This window comes from Alteromonas sp. MmMcT2-2 (genome assembly GCF_022348305.1).
Lineage (GTDB): Bacteria > Pseudomonadota > Gammaproteobacteria > Enterobacterales > Alteromonadaceae > Alteromonas > Alteromonas macleodii.
This window is the reverse complement of sequence record NZ_JAKRFA010000004.1, coordinates 52,401-68,068: the sequence shown is the minus strand read 5'-3', so window position 1 is coordinate 68,068 and position 15,668 is coordinate 52,401. Positions and strand designations below refer to the sequence as shown.

The 15,668-nt window shown below is 44.0% G+C and carries 16 protein-coding genes and 8 tRNA genes; 7 read left to right on the top strand and 17 right to left on the bottom strand.

What is annotated here, in order from left to right; genetic code table 11:
* Positions 1 to 2: 2 nt before the first annotated feature.
* Complete coding sequence (locus MHM99_RS04235; RefSeq protein WP_239218290.1) at positions 3 to 485, top strand: hypothetical protein; 483 nt, start codon at positions 3 to 5, stop codon at positions 483 to 485.
* 77 nt (positions 486 to 562) lie between these two features.
* Here MHM99_RS04235 and MHM99_RS04230 read toward each other — a convergent pair whose 3' ends face one another.
* Positions 563 to 1,153 (bottom strand): TetR/AcrR family transcriptional regulator, encoded by a 591-nt coding sequence (locus MHM99_RS04230; RefSeq protein WP_014976138.1) that lies wholly within the window; start codon positions 1,151 to 1,153, stop codon positions 563 to 565.
* A 149-nt stretch (positions 1,154 to 1,302) separates the two neighbouring features.
* Between MHM99_RS04230 and MHM99_RS04225 the strand changes: the two genes are divergently transcribed.
* Positions 1,303 to 1,854: a carboxymuconolactone decarboxylase family protein gene (locus MHM99_RS04225; protein WP_069944045.1), complete on the top strand. Its 552-nt coding sequence runs from the start codon at positions 1,303 to 1,305 to the stop codon at positions 1,852 to 1,854.
* Positions 1,855 to 2,015: 161 nt separating this feature from the next.
* On the opposite strand, the gene MHM99_RS04220 is transcribed toward MHM99_RS04225, so the two are convergent.
* The gene (locus tag MHM99_RS04220; RefSeq protein WP_039216244.1) at positions 2,016 to 2,198 is read right to left on the bottom strand and encodes a hypothetical protein; all 183 of its coding nucleotides are present in this window, start codon (positions 2,196 to 2,198) and stop codon (positions 2,016 to 2,018) included.
* A 247-nt stretch (positions 2,199 to 2,445) separates the two neighbouring features.
* Between MHM99_RS04220 and MHM99_RS04215 the strand changes: the two genes are divergently transcribed.
* Both MHM99_RS04215 and MHM99_RS04210 read left to right on the top strand, forming a co-directional pair.
* Positions 2,446 to 2,616 (top strand): hypothetical protein, encoded by a 171-nt coding sequence (locus tag MHM99_RS04215; RefSeq protein WP_014949001.1) that lies wholly within the window; start codon positions 2,446 to 2,448, stop codon positions 2,614 to 2,616.
* A gap of 592 nt (positions 2,617 to 3,208) precedes the next feature.
* A complete protein-coding gene (locus tag MHM99_RS04210) occupies positions 3,209 to 5,773 on the top strand; it encodes a TonB-dependent receptor (RefSeq protein ID WP_239218288.1) in 2,565 nt (854 codons plus the stop codon).
* A 69-nt stretch (positions 5,774 to 5,842) separates the two neighbouring features.
* Here MHM99_RS04210 and MHM99_RS04205 read toward each other — a convergent pair whose 3' ends face one another.
* The gene (locus tag MHM99_RS04205; RefSeq protein ID WP_069944046.1) at positions 5,843 to 6,400 is read right to left on the bottom strand and encodes an acyl-CoA thioesterase; all 558 of its coding nucleotides are present in this window, start codon (positions 6,398 to 6,400) and stop codon (positions 5,843 to 5,845) included.
* Between the two features lie 92 nt (positions 6,401 to 6,492).
* On the opposite strand from MHM99_RS04205, the gene MHM99_RS04200 reads away from it, so the two are divergent.
* Positions 6,493 to 7,116: a flavin reductase family protein gene (locus MHM99_RS04200; RefSeq protein ID WP_014976143.1), complete on the top strand. Its 624-nt coding sequence runs from the start codon at positions 6,493 to 6,495 to the stop codon at positions 7,114 to 7,116.
* An 11-nt stretch (positions 7,117 to 7,127) separates the two neighbouring features.
* Here the strand turns inward: MHM99_RS04200 and MHM99_RS04195 are convergent, their stop codons facing one another.
* A complete protein-coding gene (locus MHM99_RS04195; protein WP_239218286.1) occupies positions 7,128 to 7,472 on the bottom strand; it encodes a helix-turn-helix domain-containing protein in 345 nt (114 codons plus the stop codon).
* A 105-nt stretch (positions 7,473 to 7,577) separates the two neighbouring features.
* On the opposite strand from MHM99_RS04195, the gene MHM99_RS04190 reads away from it, so the two are divergent.
* Both MHM99_RS04190 and MHM99_RS04185 read left to right on the top strand, forming a co-directional pair.
* Positions 7,578 to 8,372, top strand: coding sequence for an SDR family oxidoreductase (locus tag MHM99_RS04190; protein WP_052235371.1), 795 nt, complete (start codon positions 7,578 to 7,580; stop codon positions 8,370 to 8,372).
* A gap of 19 nt (positions 8,373 to 8,391) precedes the next feature.
* Positions 8,392 to 9,048, top strand: coding sequence for a cupin domain-containing protein (locus MHM99_RS04185; RefSeq protein ID WP_239218370.1), 657 nt, complete (start codon positions 8,392 to 8,394; stop codon positions 9,046 to 9,048).
* A 182-nt stretch (positions 9,049 to 9,230) separates the two neighbouring features.
* Here the strand turns inward: MHM99_RS04185 and MHM99_RS04180 are convergent, their stop codons facing one another.
* The 13 genes from MHM99_RS04180 to MHM99_RS04120 form a co-directional block, all read right to left on the bottom strand.
* Positions 9,231 to 10,637, bottom strand: a complete 1,407-nt coding sequence (locus tag MHM99_RS04180) for an alanine/glycine:cation symporter family protein (RefSeq protein WP_239218284.1) — start codon at positions 10,635 to 10,637, stop codon at positions 9,231 to 9,233.
* A gap of 319 nt (positions 10,638 to 10,956) precedes the next feature.
* Positions 10,957 to 11,032: transfer RNA gene (locus tag MHM99_RS04175), tRNA-Gln, on the bottom strand.
* A gap of 4 nt (positions 11,033 to 11,036) precedes the next feature.
* Positions 11,037 to 11,121: transfer RNA gene (locus tag MHM99_RS04170), tRNA-Leu, on the bottom strand.
* Positions 11,122 to 11,155: 34 nt separating this feature from the next.
* Positions 11,156 to 11,232, bottom strand: a tRNA-Met gene (locus MHM99_RS04165).
* Between the two features lie 52 nt (positions 11,233 to 11,284).
* Positions 11,285 to 11,360, bottom strand: a tRNA-Gln gene (locus tag MHM99_RS04160).
* A gap of 2 nt (positions 11,361 to 11,362) precedes the next feature.
* Positions 11,363 to 11,447 (bottom strand) — tRNA-Leu (locus MHM99_RS04155).
* 34 nt (positions 11,448 to 11,481) lie between these two features.
* A tRNA-Gln gene (locus MHM99_RS04150) sits at positions 11,482 to 11,557 on the bottom strand.
* A 4-nt stretch (positions 11,558 to 11,561) separates the two neighbouring features.
* Positions 11,562 to 11,646: transfer RNA gene (locus MHM99_RS04145), tRNA-Leu, on the bottom strand.
* A gap of 35 nt (positions 11,647 to 11,681) precedes the next feature.
* Positions 11,682 to 11,758 (bottom strand) — tRNA-Met (locus MHM99_RS04140).
* Between the two features lie 171 nt (positions 11,759 to 11,929).
* Entirely contained in the window at positions 11,930 to 12,772 is an 843-nt protein-coding gene (locus MHM99_RS04135; RefSeq protein ID WP_239218282.1) for a peptidylprolyl isomerase, read from the bottom strand.
* Between the two features lie 277 nt (positions 12,773 to 13,049).
* Positions 13,050 to 14,141 carry a redox-regulated ATPase YchF gene (ychF, locus tag MHM99_RS04130; protein WP_075176301.1) on the bottom strand — a complete coding sequence of 364 codons (1,092 nt, stop codon included), beginning with the start codon at positions 14,139 to 14,141 and terminating at the stop codon, positions 13,050 to 13,052.
* Between the two features lie 41 nt (positions 14,142 to 14,182).
* Positions 14,183 to 14,764, bottom strand: coding sequence for an aminoacyl-tRNA hydrolase (gene pth / locus MHM99_RS04125; protein ID WP_039225631.1), 582 nt, complete (start codon positions 14,762 to 14,764; stop codon positions 14,183 to 14,185).
* A 5-nt stretch (positions 14,765 to 14,769) separates the two neighbouring features.
* Positions 14,770 to 15,402, bottom strand: coding sequence for a 50S ribosomal protein L25/general stress protein Ctc (locus MHM99_RS04120; RefSeq protein WP_014976150.1), 633 nt, complete (start codon positions 15,400 to 15,402; stop codon positions 14,770 to 14,772).
* Positions 15,403 to 15,668 lie beyond the last annotated feature (266 nt).

Here is a 15,668-nt window from a genome sequence, read left to right as displayed (position 1 = left end):
GAATGACCGTACAATTTTCGCAAGGGTTCTCCAATCAATGTCCGTGGGTTAATCTAAAAGGCTATAGCCTTTATTATATTTGGCAAGGGCATCCAGCAGACGAAGGCGAAAAACACTTTTATCAGTTGAAGAGTAAACCTGACCCTGAAAAGGTTGAGGTGATGTCTGCCTGCTGGGATGGCTATGCAGGCAGTTACCAGTTAAGTGCTGAAGGAAGCCTTATTCTCACTCGGTTTCATTACTTCCTCCCCAACGGATTGGGCGAGTCCGATGCCTTACTTGAGGAGTTACACGGCGACTTTTACTTAGAATTTAGAACCCACTTTGAAGGCGATCAGCTATATGTACCGTTTGCTGATGGTAAAGTGACTGTTGACCAGGAACAGTGGGTTGAGGTAAAGCGAGCCTACGTTAATCTGAAAACGGACAAAAATGGTTTTTCCACTTGGTTTAATCGGTTCATTCCGAGCCGCTTAGTTAAGTAAACCAGGGCTCATCCAACTGGTTTCACGGCAATTTTCATGAAATGCACTGCGTCAGTTTTTGTAAGCCTTCATCTACATTAATGTGTTTGTTGTGGCCATTGTCCTTTCAAATCGATAATGACTTTGTCTATCATCTTAATAGTTGTTTGATTATCGTCTTGCAGTAAGGCAAACGCTCGTAAGCCAACGAACTGATTTTGAAGCCACTCTGCGGCTGTTGACGTTGGCGTATGTTCAGGCAGCTCACCTTTTTCGATACAGGCTTCAATAATATTTCTAAAACCAGCCTTAAGGGTTTGCATGCTCTCAAGTACAGCTTTTTTGGCAATATCACCAATGAGTTCTAATTCTGCAATAGACTTAACCAGCAAGCACTGGCGCATGTAGCGTTGCTCGTCGGGGCCAGTTAATGCTGTTTCAAAAAAGTGGTAAAGAGCATCTAAAGGTGATTGAGCTTCTGTGACTTGCTTTAAACGTTTTGCACTGTTGTCTGCATAATGCTCAACAACAAGTTTGAATAAACCTTCTTTGCTTTGAAAACGCGCATAAATACTACCCGGACGCATATCCAATGCCTGCTGAATATCACGCATGCCAGCCGCCTGAAAGCCTCGTTGCCAAAAAAGCGTAGTGGCTTTTTCTATAATCTCATCGTGGTCATATTTCACCGCTGCATACCTTATACGTGAATATTTTGAACATATGTTCAATTATCACTTGAACGATCGTTCAAGTAAACCTATTATTATTGGCATACGAGTTGTGAGTAGCGCAAAGCGTTGCTTGCAGTTTTGGATCACATCAATAGGAGAGTGACATGAGCGATTTTACTTTACACACGAAAGAGAGTGCGCCAGAAGCAGCAAAGCCTTTACTTGATAATTCGCAAGCAGCATTTGGAATGATTCCAAATCTACATGCAGTAATGGCAGAAGCGCCGACTTTGCTTGAAGGCTATCAAGTGCTGCATAAACTAGCGCAAGAAACATCGTTCAATGCAGAAGAGTTAACGGTGGTTTGGCAGGCAGTGAATGTAGAGCACGCATGTCATTACTGCGTTCCAGCGCATACGGGTATTGCGAAGAGTATGAAAGTGCGCGATGACCTAATTGAAGAGTTGCGAAACGATGAAACACTGTCTGACAGCAAATTGAATACGCTTAAAGAAACTGTGCTGGCTTTAACTCGCGGGCGAGGTAATGTTGATAATGCGCAGCTTGACGCATTTTACAGTGCTGGATACAAGCATCAGCAATTGTTAGAAATCATACTTATATTGGCGCAAAAAGTGATGAGTAATTATACCAATCATTTGGCCGATACGCCTGTTGACGAACCTTTCAAAAAATTTGATTGGTCGCCTAAATAATCATTTGATAGCTCTTTTAAAACGGAAGCAAGGCTTCCGTTTTTTGTTTCTGGCTTAAACGCTTGCGAGCAATCTCGCAAAAACTGAATAGCAGTAGGCTACACAGTGTGTAGATAAAAAGCGCAAACAGCATTTTTCTATTCCTATTCAAAATACGACTATTAAGACGCTAAGGGCAGCTGCGGGCTTAATTCTTCTACGGTTTCCATTGCAACTAACTCTTCGTATCCCTTTTGCTGCAACAGTGTTTTCAAATCGTCGCAATTACTGCATTTATTTTGTTTCGCGATAGCCACTGCTTCGATGAAACACGATAGGTGAGTTATAGATTGTGCTTGTGTCATGGTCTACTTCACTTTTAATTTTACGTAAGTTCGTTGTTTCCATTTTTATTGGGATTACTTTGGCTTAGCCTGAAGTCACTAATGTGACGCTAGCATTATGCTTTTATGAAAAATAAGGGTGAAAAGTTCAAAATACCTTGAAATGTATATACATAGGATATACATTTAAAATTCGAATAATGTGGTAGTACTTGCAGAATCTCATTGAACGACATACTGCACGTATTGGTATTTGCAAGGATTTAAGGTGTCTGAAAAAAACAATAAAAAGAAGAAAAAGAATAGTCAGATGATTATTCGAATCAACGACGAAGAGCGTGCTCAGTTTATCGCGTTATGCGAAGACCTAGACACTTCTGCTGCTCGTGAAGTTAGACACTTTATTCGAGAATTTATTGCCAAACACGGCGATCAATAGCGGCTTTGCTAAACGTTATGTGAGTGAAGCGAACACTACAAATAAAGATAAGGATTTACATCATGGCTAAGAAAAAAGAGTTAAAAAAAGCGATTAAAGCAACTAAGGCGAAAATTTCTAAGCAAGAAGGAAAACTGAAAAAGCTTAAGAAGAAGCTTAAAAAAGCATAAGCGCCTATTTGGCACTCATTAGTGCAAATTTGGTATGAAAAGCGCTCTGAACGGAGCGCTTTTTCTGTATCATGTACTCTAGTCCAAATTACCTTTTGTGAAGGAGGTACCTTCCTACCGCCTCTTACCACCAGTGCAATAGATGATTCCGTCGCTTCATCTTCAAAATTCTGCCTGTCGTCGATATTAAGGATTTATTACAACTTTAGTATTGTGCGAGCGAATCTTTTTGTGATTTACTCAGCCTTCAAGCACCGCGTGCTTTTCATCTCTAATAATAATAAGTCTGATCAGACAATCTGGCGTTTAGCAGTACCCCAACAACAGAAAGAAGATATTGTATTTCAACGCGTTTTTGATTCACGAAATACAAAACTACACACTTCGAAAAGTAAAATTTAAAAGAATTCAGGAACAACACAATGCAACAGGCAAAATTTAACGCTTCTGCTTTCAAGCTTTCCCTCATTGCTTCTGCAATTGCAGGAACGGCTTTTTCCTCTTCGTCAGTGCTTGCACAGGAGCAAGCTTCTGTTGATGAGCAAGATGTTGAGCAAATCCAAATTGTAGGTTCACGTCGCGTTGGTCGCACCATCAATGACTCCCCTGTACCTATCGACATTATCGATGCTTCATCTATAGAAGCAACGGGGCTCACTGAAACCAACATGATCTTAAACCAGTTACTGCCCAGCTTTAACTTCCCTCAGCCATCTATTACTGATGGCACCGACCACGTACGACCAGCGCAGCTGCGTGGTTTAGCACCAGACCACACGCTGGTATTAGTTAATGGTAAGCGTCGTCATACCTCTGCGCTTCTTAATTTAAATGGTTCGGTGGGGCGTGGCTCTTCAGCGGTAGATTTAAACGCTATCCCGGCTAATGCTATTAAGCGTATTGAGGTGTTGCGTGACGGTGCTGCGGCTCAGTACGGCTCAGACGCCATTGCCGGTGTTATAAATATTGTTTTGAAAGATGCTGCCGAAGGCGGTGAAGTGTCGGCAACGTATGGTGCTAACGTTACAACAATGGACGGTGTGCCTAACCTTGAAGGTGTGAGTGTTGGCGCTGACGGTAATTTAGCATTCGCTGAAGGAAGCGACAGAGACGTAACCGATGGACAAACCTTTACCCTTCGCGGCAACTTAGGCTTCGAATGGGGAGACGACGGCTTTGTTAACGTATCAGGTGAATACCGCGACCGTGGACAGGCGAACCGTTCGGACTACGACCAGCGAGAAAACTATGCGCGAGACGCGGACGGCAACCTAGACCCTCGTGAGCTTACGGTCAACCGCTACAATCACGTTTACGGAAATGGTGAGGTAGAAGATTACGCCTTGTTCATAAACGCGGGCAAAGCCCTTACTGATAGCGTTGAGTTTTATACTACCGCAGGCTACAGCACTCGTGATTCGGTAGGCGGAGGCTTTTACCGTCGAGCTCAAGATTCACGAAACGTAGTTGAAATTTATCCAGACGGATTCCTACCTTCTATTCAAACTGACATAACCGATATGTCGCTGCTTGCTGGTATTAAGGGCTATGGCGATGTGTGGAATTACGACTTGTCCGTAACACATGGTGGTAATGAGCTTGAGTATGGTGTTATCAACACCCTAAACACGTCTTTAGGTCCAACGAGTCAAACTGAGTTTGACGCGGGTACGCTAGAATACAACACCACAATTGTGAATGCTGACGCGTCACGTTTGGTAGATACCGGGTATTTCTACAGCGAAATGAACTTCGCCATGGGCGCAGAATATCGTCATGAGAGCTATGAAATAACTGCAGGTGAAGAAGGGTCTTACATACAAGGTACGTTTGGACCTGGCGGCGTGGTGACTGACCCGGTAGACGGCCCGTTTGGTGCTGCTGGTTCGCAAGTATTCCCAGGCTTTACACCAGAATCTGCAGGTGAAAACAGCCGTCATAACTATAGCTTCTATGTGGATGTAGAAGCTGACGTTGTAGAAAACTGGAACGTAGCAGTGGCAGGGCGCTATGAAGATTATTCTGACTTCGGCAGCACGTTTAATTGGAAAATGTCTCACCGTGTAACCCTGAGTGATGCATTTGCACTTCGAGCGTCAGTATCAACCGGCTTTAGAGCACCATCGCTACAACAGCAATTCTTCACCTCAATCGCGACGGTATTTGTTGATGGCGAGCCAACAGAAACGGGCACATTTGCGCCGTCAAGTGATGTTGCGCAAGCGCTGGGCAGCCCAGGTCTTGATGCAGAAGAATCGAATAACTACAGTGCAGGTTTTACCTACTCGCCAACTGCCGATTTCAACCTGACAGTAGACTTTTATCGCATTGATATCGACGATCGTATCGTGCTGTCTAACAACCTATCAGGTGAGGGTATAGAAGCACTACTTGCGGGTACGGGAGCTAATCAGGCTCGATTCTTCTTAAATGCGATAGATTCGCGTACGGAAGGTGTTGATATTGTTTCTACCTATACGCTCAATACGTCAGATTATGGTGCGTTTAACTTTAACGCAGGTGCCAACTTTAACGATAACGAAGTAACAAGTGTTATCGATGCACCTGAGGTGTTGCAAAATGCAGGCTTCGACCAGGCTAACTTGTTCGATGATGTTGAACTACGTCGCTTCGAAACGGCTTCGCCTGACAGCAAACTGAATTTAGGTGTTACGTGGAATTATGACCGCTACACAACAACCTTACGTACTACTCGTTATGGTGAAGTGGAAGACCCATCGTCAGTTGAAGCACGCAATGAAATCATTCCGTCAGAGTGGATCACAGACCTAGACGTTCGCATTGCGTTAACAGAAGGACTTACCGTTTCTGTTGGTGCTAACAATTTGTTTGATGTGTACCCAGAAACAACCCGTGAACTTGTGGATGATGTAACTACGTTCTCGCGTTTATTCCCGTATTCAGGCTTTTCGCCTTACGGTTTTACAGGCCGTTTTGTTTACGGAAAAGTTTCGTATAGCTTCTAAATAGCACCGGTTCTTGAGTGCTGAAAGCCAGTTGATTAATACGCAACTGGCTTTTTTTGTACCTGTTACTTAGTCATTTTTCTCAAAGGTAACCGCACAGCGATGTTCGTTTAAAAGCGCAAAGTCTTCTTTGGGAATAAAAGCGTCGTAATCACGTTGCAGCTTAACTTGTGCTTCTTTGCGAATTTTACTGCGGCGTATAGCCGTTACGAAATTGCGCATTTCATGGTGAGTAGATAACTCTAGCTCAGGGACTGAAACAGGTGTGCCGCTGTCATCTTTGGCAACCATGGTAAAAAAGCTGTTGTTGGTATGTTTGACCTCGTTGGTTTTGATATTTTCCGTAGTGACTTTTATCCCTACTACCAAGGATGTGTTTCCGACATAATGAACGGTAGCGTCGAGGTGAAGTAAGTCACCCACTTCAACAGGCTGTAAAAACTCGACGCCATCAACGGTAACGGTTACACAATAGGCCCCTGCGTGTTTACTTGCGCAGGCATAGGCGACTTTATCCATTAACGATAAAATGACACCGCCATGCACCTTACCGCCAAAATTAGCAAAAGATGGCACCATTAATTCAGTCAGTCTTGTTCTTGAAAAAGCGACATTACGTGCAGTCATAAACAACCTTTGATCTTAAGCCCTTGAAAAGCGCCGAATAAGCGTTCATATCAGTATTAGATTTACCCTACCACAAATTTTAAGGAATGGTTTTGTCACAAACGCATTTTTATCAACCAAAAGAAGGTCATGGCTTGGCTCACGATCCGTTTAACGCGATCATCGCACCGCGCCCAATCGGATGGATCTCTACAAAATCAAAAACGGGAGTGTTAAACCTTGCTCCTTACAGTTTTTTCAATGCGTTGAACTACACGCCGCCAATAATCGGCTTTTCAGTAGTAGGCAGTAAGAAAGATTCACTGGTAAACGTGCAGGAAACGGGTGAGTTTTGCTGGAATCTTGTATCGGAAGATTTGATTGATGCGATGAACACGACGAGTAAACCTCTGGCACCTGAAGAAAGTGAATTTGACCATGCAGGGCTTCAAACTGTAGAAAGTGAAGTGGTAAGCGTTCCCCGCGTAAAAGCGAGTAAGGTGAGCATGGAATGTAAGCTAACTGATGTGGTACAGCTTAAGACCGCCTCAGGTGAGGAGGTGAATAGCTGGTTTATCATGGGTGAAGTAGTGGGTGTACACATTGATAAGTCACTCATAGAGAACGGCGTTTACAGCACGCTGAAAAGTGCGCCAGTTACCCGTGGTGGCGGACGAGGCGATTATTACACTATTTCCCGAGATAACTTTTTCGAAATGCTAAGACCAGAGGGATAGAGCTGGCGATGCTATCTCGATAGATTATTGAGGTCTTCTTGTAAGGCCTCTATTTGTTCTAGTACGGCTAAAAATTTATTTCCAAACTCTGTTACTTGGTATTCAACCCGAGGCGGGAGCTCGTGATACACCGTTTTTTTCAGAATACCAAATTCCGTGTTCTTCTTCAGGCATTGATTTAATACTTTGGTGCTTAGTCCGTCTACAGTACGCACCATTTCACCGGGGCGGTTAATGCCATTTGCCAAGAGTTGGTAAATGGTAAGCGACCATTTACAGCCGTAAATCGTCTCTACCATGCGCGCGCTTTCTTGAGGTGGTATTTTTCTCTCGATTTGTTTTTCTTTAAAATTCATAAAGATGTACCTAAAAGTACTTACTGAACCAAATTATACTTACTATTCATGGAGTTATCTAAGGCGTAAGGTTATCACGAATTGAAAACAGTGAGGGAATTTAAAATGTCACTTTTAAATGATTTTTGTGAAAACCGTAACGCGTTAATTGTAGGCGGTTCAAGTGGTATAGGTCTTGCCACCGCTAAGTTATTGGCGAATGAAGGTGTTAACGTTGTGCTTGTAGGCAAGAATGGTTCCAAACTGGAAGAAGCAGTGAAAGCGGTAAGTACATTCACAAATGTTTCAACCATTAGCATAAACGCTATCCAAGTTGACTTATATAAGCCTGCAGACGTACAAAAATTAATAAAGTATGTAGAAGATGCAGCTATACCTTTTCATTACTTAATAAATGCTGCAGGGTATTTTAACCCTAAGCCATTTTTACAGCATACATGCGAAGATTATGATGTTTATCATGATTTGAATAAAAGCCTATTTTTCATCACCCAAGCGGTAGCCAAAAGAATGTCTCAGCACAGTGTTGGCAGTATTGTTAATGTTGGTTCTATGTGGGCCAAGCAGGCCGTTAAGGCGACTCCTTCGTCTGCTTACTCCATGGCAAAAGCAGCGCTGCATTCACTTACTCAGCATCTGGCCATGGAACTTGCCGACGATGGCATACGTGTAAATGCAGTATCGCCAGCGGTAGTTAAAACACCTATTTACAATGCGTTCGTTCCAGAAGAGCAAACCGATGAAGTATTGGAAGGTTTCAATGCGTTTCATCCGATAGGACGTATAGGAACTCCAGAAGACGTGGCACATGGCATCCTTTATCTGTTATCAGAAAGAGCTAATTGGACTACCGGTACCGTATTAGATATTGATGGTGGTGTAATGGCAGGTAGGAACTAATAAAACGAGATTATCAATGATGCTTAATATGAACTTTGATGAACGCCTAGCGATTAATACGCAAATGCAAGAGTGGCAAGCGTCACCGTCTTCTGCGGTATGGCGTAAACCCTTAGAGCGTGAAGCAAAAGAGTCAGGTCATACAACTAGCGTTGTAAAGTACGAAGCAGGCGCGAGTTTTAAGCAGCACAGTCATCCCTATGGTGAAGAAATTTTGGTGCTTGAAGGTGTGTTTTCCGATGAACACGGTGATTACCCTGCGGGCACTTACTTGCGTAACCCGCCAGGCAGTAAACATAGCCCTTTCAGTAAAGAAGGCTGTGTAATTCTGGTTAAGCTGAATCAGTTTGATAAGCGCGACTTGAGTGAAGTACGGGTAAATACAAATAAAGCACAATGGCTGCAAGGGCAGGGCGGTTTACAAGTGATGCCGCTCCACAACTTTGAGCATGAACATGTAGCGCTAGTTAAGTGGCCCGTGGGTGAGGTATTCAAGCCTCATAAGCACTTTGGTGGTGAAGAGATTTTCGTACTGTCGGGTACATTCAAAGATGAGCATGGTGAATACCCAAAAAGCACGTGGATAAGAAGCCCACATATGAGTCAGCATCATCCCTACGTGGATGAGGAAACAGTAATTTGGGTGAAGACAGGGCATTTGCCAGTAGCGTTGTAGGCCGCCATTTCATTTGTTGCAGGTAAATCAAAACCAGTGTTTTACTTGCGGTCAATTGCTACAAACGAAAAAGGCTAACCCGAGGTTAGCCTTTCTTTTGTCAAAACTTACTTTAATCTTAATTAGTTAACGTTAGCGTGATAACACCTAATTTTAAAACACTAACCTAGTAAAAGCCGGACTTAATCCCAAATACCATCTTCTGACTTACCCTGTATTTCACAGTCGCCCGCTTTGTATTCCATGTTTGTGCCACTGTCTTTTTTCTTAAAGTAGTCTTTGCTGATAGACACAATGGTAGGGGTCATCCATACAATAGCAATGATGTTTATCACCGTCATTAGGCCCAACGCCATATCGGCCATGGCCCATACCTGAGGTAGTGCCGCCTGTGCGCCCCAATAAATCATGCCTAAATAACCAATAGTGTAAACTGCACGGCCTATTTTGTTATCTAGCTTGAACATGTGCAGGTTACTTTCGCCATAAGCGTAGTTTGCTACTACAGATGTGAATGCAAATAAGCTGATGGCGGCTGCCACAAAGTCAGTACCGCCTTCGCCTAGGTGACTGCTCATCGCATCTTGGGTTAGGCGTATGCCTTCCATTTGATCAGAGCTTGAACCGCCAGCAAGTAAAATGATGAAGGCAGTAGACGTACATAGCACGAGTGTATCCAAGAAAACGCCTAGCATTTGAATGTAACCCTGTGATACGGGGTGATTAGGGTTTGGCACAGCACTCGCCGCAGCGTGCGGTACAGAGCCGCTGCCCGCTTCGTTTGAATACAGTCCGCGCTGAATACCATTTTTAATGGCCGCACCGAGTGCACCAGCGCCAGCTTCCTGCAAGCCAAATGCTGATTTAACGATATCGAGCAGCATGGCTGGCAGTTCGGAAATATTAATGAAGGTAATAGCCAATGCCACAAGCACGTAGCCTATTCCCATAAAGGGCACCACAAACTCGGCAAAGCGCGCAATGCTTTTAAGGCCTCCCACGACGATTAAAGCTGCCAGAGCAATAATGGCTAGGCCTACATATTCCGTGGGGAAAGAGTACGCATTGTTTAATGCATCGGTAATAGTATTGGCTTGAACGGCGCTAAAGACAAAGCCGTAACCAAAGAACAAACATAGAGAAAATGCGACTGCAAGCCAGGTTTTGTTCAAACCCTGCTTGATATAATAAGCAGGGCCGCCACGGAACTCGCCGTTTTCGTCACGGACCTTGTATAGCTGACCTAGTACACTTTCGGCAAAGCCAGTGGCCATACCGAGAAGGGCAATCATCCACATCCAAAAAATAGCGCCCGCACCACCTAGAGATATAGCAACCGCGACGCCAGCTAAGTTACCCGTGCCTACACGAGCCGATAAGCTGGTACACAAAGCTTGGAATGAACTTATCCCATCCTTAGTAGAAGTGTTACTGCCCTTTAGTAGGCTGAACATATGGCCGAAGTGCCTAAGCTGCACACCGCCAAGTTTAACGGTAAACCAGATACCACATGCAAGCAGCATAATGATAAGTACCTGACCGTCTCCCCAAAGAATATTGTTAACTAATGAAACGAATTCGTTTATCACGCACTTTCCTTCGTTATTGTTTTAATTATTGCTCGGCGTGTAGAAATGAACTGAACATGACAGGTGCGTTGTCAGAACAAACGCTTCGGCTTAAGCAAACTTGTATTTGCTAAACCTTGGAATAAGCCGAGCTATATCGATAAAAACCAATACTAGCACGACAATTAAATGATTGGACAATGAAAACGTACTGAAACTATGACGTTTTATGCTCGCATATAGCAAATTTATTCATTCATGGGGGAGAAGAACACATTTGCAGAACAAAACGGGAGTACAAACAAAAAAGCCGCTCAAAAGAGCGGCTTTTTCAAGAATATGGCTGGGGTAACAGGACTCGAACCTATGAATGGCGGGATCAAAACCCGCTGCCTTACCAACTTGGCTATACCCCAATATTGGTGCGGAAGGAGAGACTTGAACTCTCACGCCGTGAAGCACTGGAACCTAAATCCAGCGTGTCTACCAATTCCACCACTTCCGCAATGTAGACTTCCAATTAAGGAATAAGTAAAAGTTGGTGGCTACGGCGAGATTCGAACTTGCGACCCCATCATTATGAGTGATGTGCTCTAACCAACTGAGCTACGTAGCCTAAACTTTTATCTTCAATAAAAAGCCGCTCGATGAGCGGCTTCTCAAGAATTTGGCTGGGGTAACAGGACTCGAACCTATGAATGGCGGGATCAAAACCCGCTGCCTTACCAACTTGGCTATACCCCAAATGGTGCGGAAGGAGAGACTTGAACTCTCACGCCGTGAAGCACTGGAACCTAAATCCAGCGTGTCTACCAATTCCACCACTTCCGCGTAGACGCTAGCTATAATAGTCATTCAAAAAGAATGGCTGGGGTAACAGGACTCGAACCTATGAATGGCGGGATCAAAACCCGCTGCCTTACCAACTTGGCTATACCCCAGTCGTGGTGCGGAAGGAGAGACTTGAACTCTCACGCCGTGAAGCACTGGAACCTAAATCCAGCGTGTCTACCAATTCCACCACTTCCGCGCAGCTAGACTTTCCTAAAAGAGATAAGTGAGAATTGGTGGCTACGGCGAGATTCGAACTTGCGACCCCATCATTATGAGTGATGTGCTCTAACCAACTGAGCTACGTAGCCTTGCTATTCTCTTCCCTCTCAGGAAGTGGCGCGTATTATGCGTATATGACTGGCAACCGTCAACCCCTTTTTTACTAACTTTTTTTAAATGCTCATTAAGTGTGCGCATTAGGGCGAAATACGCGCAAAAAGCCGTGAAATTGAACAACTTGCACGAAATAAGCTAGCTATTTACCACGCTTTGTTACTGGTTTTTGTTTGGTAATAACATACGTCAATAGGGCGCGGGCCATACGTATTGTCATGAAAAAACGGGTTATCTAAGTTTCTTCCTGTGTTTGCCCGTTTTTTGTATTCTTCATGATGCGGTGTTTGCAGAAAATAAGGTGTAGCGTTGTTTGCATGCACAAAAGCCTGCTTAATTTTGCTTTCTTGCGTTATATCATCTAGAACGCCACCTCTGTCCATATTTCCTCGCGGCAACTTTTGAAGCACATCCATACCGTGCAGTACGCGACCAACGACCGACATATTTCTGTCTAAGTGTCGTGGTGCTTGCCCAATCACAATATAAAACTCCGTACTGGCTGTATCTTTCTCGCTATTGCGAGCAAACGCCACAACACCTGGGCAATGAAGTCCCCACATTTCTTTACGGCTTTGATCAATGCCTACTGGAAAGCCATCTAAAAAGCCGGTGTTAGGCGCAAACATATCTTTGCTCTCAACTACGTTCACATTGCTATTGAGCGGTTGGGTAAATTCAGCGTTAATAGGTTTAAGCAGATTCGGCGGAAATTGTGATGCGTCATGCGTATCGTTGCTGCCTGCCTGTGCCACAAACCCGTCTACTACACGATAAAATGCTTGTTCGTTATAAAAGCCTGCGTCTATTAAACTTTTAAACCTGGCCACATGTTTTGGTGCAAGGGTAGGGTGAAGCGCAATAACTACATCGCCATATGCAGTTTTAAACGTCACAGTATTACTCTGAGGAACTTGATACCAACTGGCAGTGTTACTCGCTAATGCTGGTGCCTTTTCAACAGCATCGCTACTGATTTGTGAATTCACTGGATTAGTTTGGGGGTCACTGGCAAAAGAAAAATTAGCCAGGCTTAACAAGCACAACGCTTTAATTGAGGTTCTTAATACAGAAAACCGTTTGGCGTGCTGTGATTTGCTGCAAGTTAAAGGGGGCGAAGCGCAAAGCTGATTAATAGTCATTACAAAAGCCGTTAGTTTTTTACTAGTTATATCAGGCCTATGTGCGCTTCACAATTATTCGCTAGAAACAAAAAAGCCACCTTGCGGTGGCTTTAGTAAACAGTGCTAATTTCTACAATAGAAATTACACGTTAAAGCGGAAGTGAATAACGTCACCGTCTTTAACAATATAGTCTTTACCTTCTAAACGCCATTTGCCTGCGTCTTTCGCACCTTGCTCGCCATTGAACTCAACGAAGTGCTCGTAGCCTACGATTTCAGCGCGAATAAAGCCTTTTTCGAAGTCGGTGTGAATTTTACCTGCCGCTTGTGGTGCAGTTGAGCCTTCAGGGAAGGTCCACGCACGTACTTCTTTTACGCCTGCAGTAAAATAGGTTTGTAGTGTAAGAAGACTGTAACCCGCACGAATTACGCGGTTAAGACCTGGTTCTTCTAGACCCATGTCTTGCATAAACTCTTCGCGTTCGTCGTCTTCAAGCTCAGCAATATCAGACTCGATTGCCGCGCACACTGCAACTACAGTGGCATTTTCGCCTGCTGCAATTTCTTTAACCTGATCAAGGTACGGGTTGTTTTCAAAACCGTCTTCATTCACGTTTGCAATGTACATGGTTGGCTTAAGGGTAAGCATGTTCATGTAGCTGATTGCCGCAAGCTCTTCTTTAGTCAGCTCAAGTGAACGTAGTAACAAGCCTTCGTCTAGGTGCGGCTTAATCTTCTCAAGCACTTTCATTTCGTACTTGGCATCAGCATCGCCACCTTTGGCGCGCTTAGCAACACGGTGAAGTGCTTTTTCTGTCGTTTCTAGGTCAGCAAGTGCAAGCTCGGTGTTAATAACATCGATATCGTCTTTAGGGCTAACGCGACCTGCAACGTGAACAATGTTCTCATCGTCAAAGCAGCGTACTACGTGACCAATAGCGTCAGTCTCACGGATGTTAGCAAGGAATTTGTTTCCTAAACCTTCACCTTTAGAGGCACCTTCAACCAAGCCAGCAATGTCTACGAATTCCATGGTAGTAGGAATAACGCGCTGAGGCTTTACGATTTCAGCCAACTTGTCCAAACGAAGATCTGGCACAGGAACAACACCTGTGTTTGGCTCGATAGTACAAAACGGGAAGTTTGCCGCTTCTATACCTGCTTTAGTTAATGCATTGAAAAGTGTTGATTTACCTACGTTTGGTAGGCCAACAATACCGCATTTAAAACCCATGGTATGGATCCTTAGTTTGGAAAAGTGATAACTGGCTAGGTTTACCCTTTGTGCGAGTGTAACCTGTTTTGTGCTTGCTTAAGGTCTTCTTTCAGCAAAATTTCTGTACAGCGTACCGCTTCATCGATGGCACTTTCAATGGCTGCTTTTTCTTCTGCTGGTGGTTTTCCAAGAACATGGCCGGTAACGCGGCTTTTATGACCTGGATGACCAATACCTATGCGCAAACGCAAAAAATTCTTGTTGTTACCCATTTTAGCCACAATGTCACGCACGCCATTTTGACTAGAGCTTCCGCCCACTTTGTATTTTGCAACACCTGGGGGTAAATCTAACTCGTCAAACGCTACTAATATTTGTTCTGGTTCTATGCGGTAAAAGTTAGCCAGTGCTGCTACGGCTTGTCCACTTTTATTCATAAAGGTAGTGGGGTAGAGCAAACGGATATCTTTGCCTGCAATGGTAATGCGAGCAGTTTTACCGAAGAATTTGGTTTCTGGTTTTAGCGGGGCGTTGTAGGTGTCGGCTAGTTGGTTGAGAAACCATTCACCGGCATTGTGTCGGGTATTTTCATATTCGGGGCCTGGATTACCCAGACCCACGATAAGGCGGATATCAGCCAAGAGGATTATTCCTCAGAAGCTGCTTCTTCGCCGTCTTCTTCTGCGTCAGCCGCTTTAGGAGCAGGCTTAACAGTTACAACCGCTAGGTCGTGAGCTTCGTCGTTCTTCGCAAGTTCTACTGAAGAAACGCCAGCTGGAAGAGTTAGGTCAGAAAGGTGTAGCGTTTGACCCATTTCAACACCAGCCATATCTACTTCGATGAACTCAGGAAGGTTCTTAGGTAGACAAGTAACTTCGATTTCAGTTACGTGGTGCTCAGCAATACCGCCAGCTTTAACAGCTGCAGATTTTTCTTCATTTACGAAGTGAAGTGGTACGTTAGTGTGAACGTCTTGACCAGCGATTACACGTTGGAAGTCAATGTGTGTGATCTTTGGCTTGAACGGGTGACGTTGCATATCTTTAACTAGAACTTCAACAACTTTACCGTCAAGGTTAATCTCAAGAACGTGAGAATAAAACGCTTCAAAGTCAGCAGAGTTGTTTACTTTGTTATGATCTAGTGTGATAGAAACTGGTGCTTCTTCACCACCGTAGATGATACCAGGAAGCTTGTCTTCGCGACGTAGGCGGCGGCTCGCACCTTTCCCTAGGTCTGTACGAACAGAAGCGTCTAGTTTGAAATTTGCTTCAGACATTGTCTGTCTCCAAAAATATAAGTCTAATGATGTGAGCTTTTGCGACCAAAACCCACGGTAAAATGATGTGAATTACGTTTAAAAATAACTTTTTATGCGCAATAAAACACCAGCCCAAAATTCAAGGGCGGCGAATTCTAACACCACCTACCAAAACATACAATTACAAAGGCAGATAAAATATCCAACCAAGCTAATGCAAGTATTTGCGTTACTCACAATAAAAGAAGCGCACCTTGGCGCGCTTCTATCATAATTTATAGAGA

Bases quoted from the DNA above. Each gene is read 5' to 3' on its own strand.
- MHM99_RS04205 (WP_069944046.1), bottom strand. From the start codon at position 6,400: ATGACTGCACGTAATGTCGCTTTTTCAAGAACAAGACTGACTGAATTA.
- MHM99_RS04195 (WP_239218286.1), bottom strand. From the start codon at position 7,472: ATGAATTTTAAAGAAAAACAAATCGAGAGAAAAATACCACCTCAAGAA.
- MHM99_RS04235 (WP_239218290.1), top strand. From the start codon at position 3: ATGACCGTACAATTTTCGCAAGGGTTCTCCAATCAATGTCCGTGGGTT.
- MHM99_RS04220 (WP_039216244.1), bottom strand. From the start codon at position 2,198: ATGACACAAGCACAATCTATAACTCACCTATCGTGTTTCATCGAAGCA.
- MHM99_RS04120 (WP_014976150.1), bottom strand. From the start codon at position 15,402: ATGTCTGAAGCAAATTTCAAACTAGACGCTTCTGTTCGTACAGACCTA.
- MHM99_RS04190 (WP_052235371.1), top strand. From the start codon at position 7,578: ATGTCACTTTTAAATGATTTTTGTGAAAACCGTAACGCGTTAATTGTA.
- MHM99_RS04185 (WP_239218370.1), top strand. From the start codon at position 8,392: ATGCTTAATATGAACTTTGATGAACGCCTAGCGATTAATACGCAAATG.
- ychF (WP_075176301.1), bottom strand. From the start codon at position 14,141: ATGGGTTTTAAATGCGGTATTGTTGGCCTACCAAACGTAGGTAAATCA.
- MHM99_RS04210 (WP_239218288.1), top strand. From the start codon at position 3,209: ATGCAACAGGCAAAATTTAACGCTTCTGCTTTCAAGCTTTCCCTCATT.
- MHM99_RS04225 (WP_069944045.1), top strand. From the start codon at position 1,303: ATGAGCGATTTTACTTTACACACGAAAGAGAGTGCGCCAGAAGCAGCA.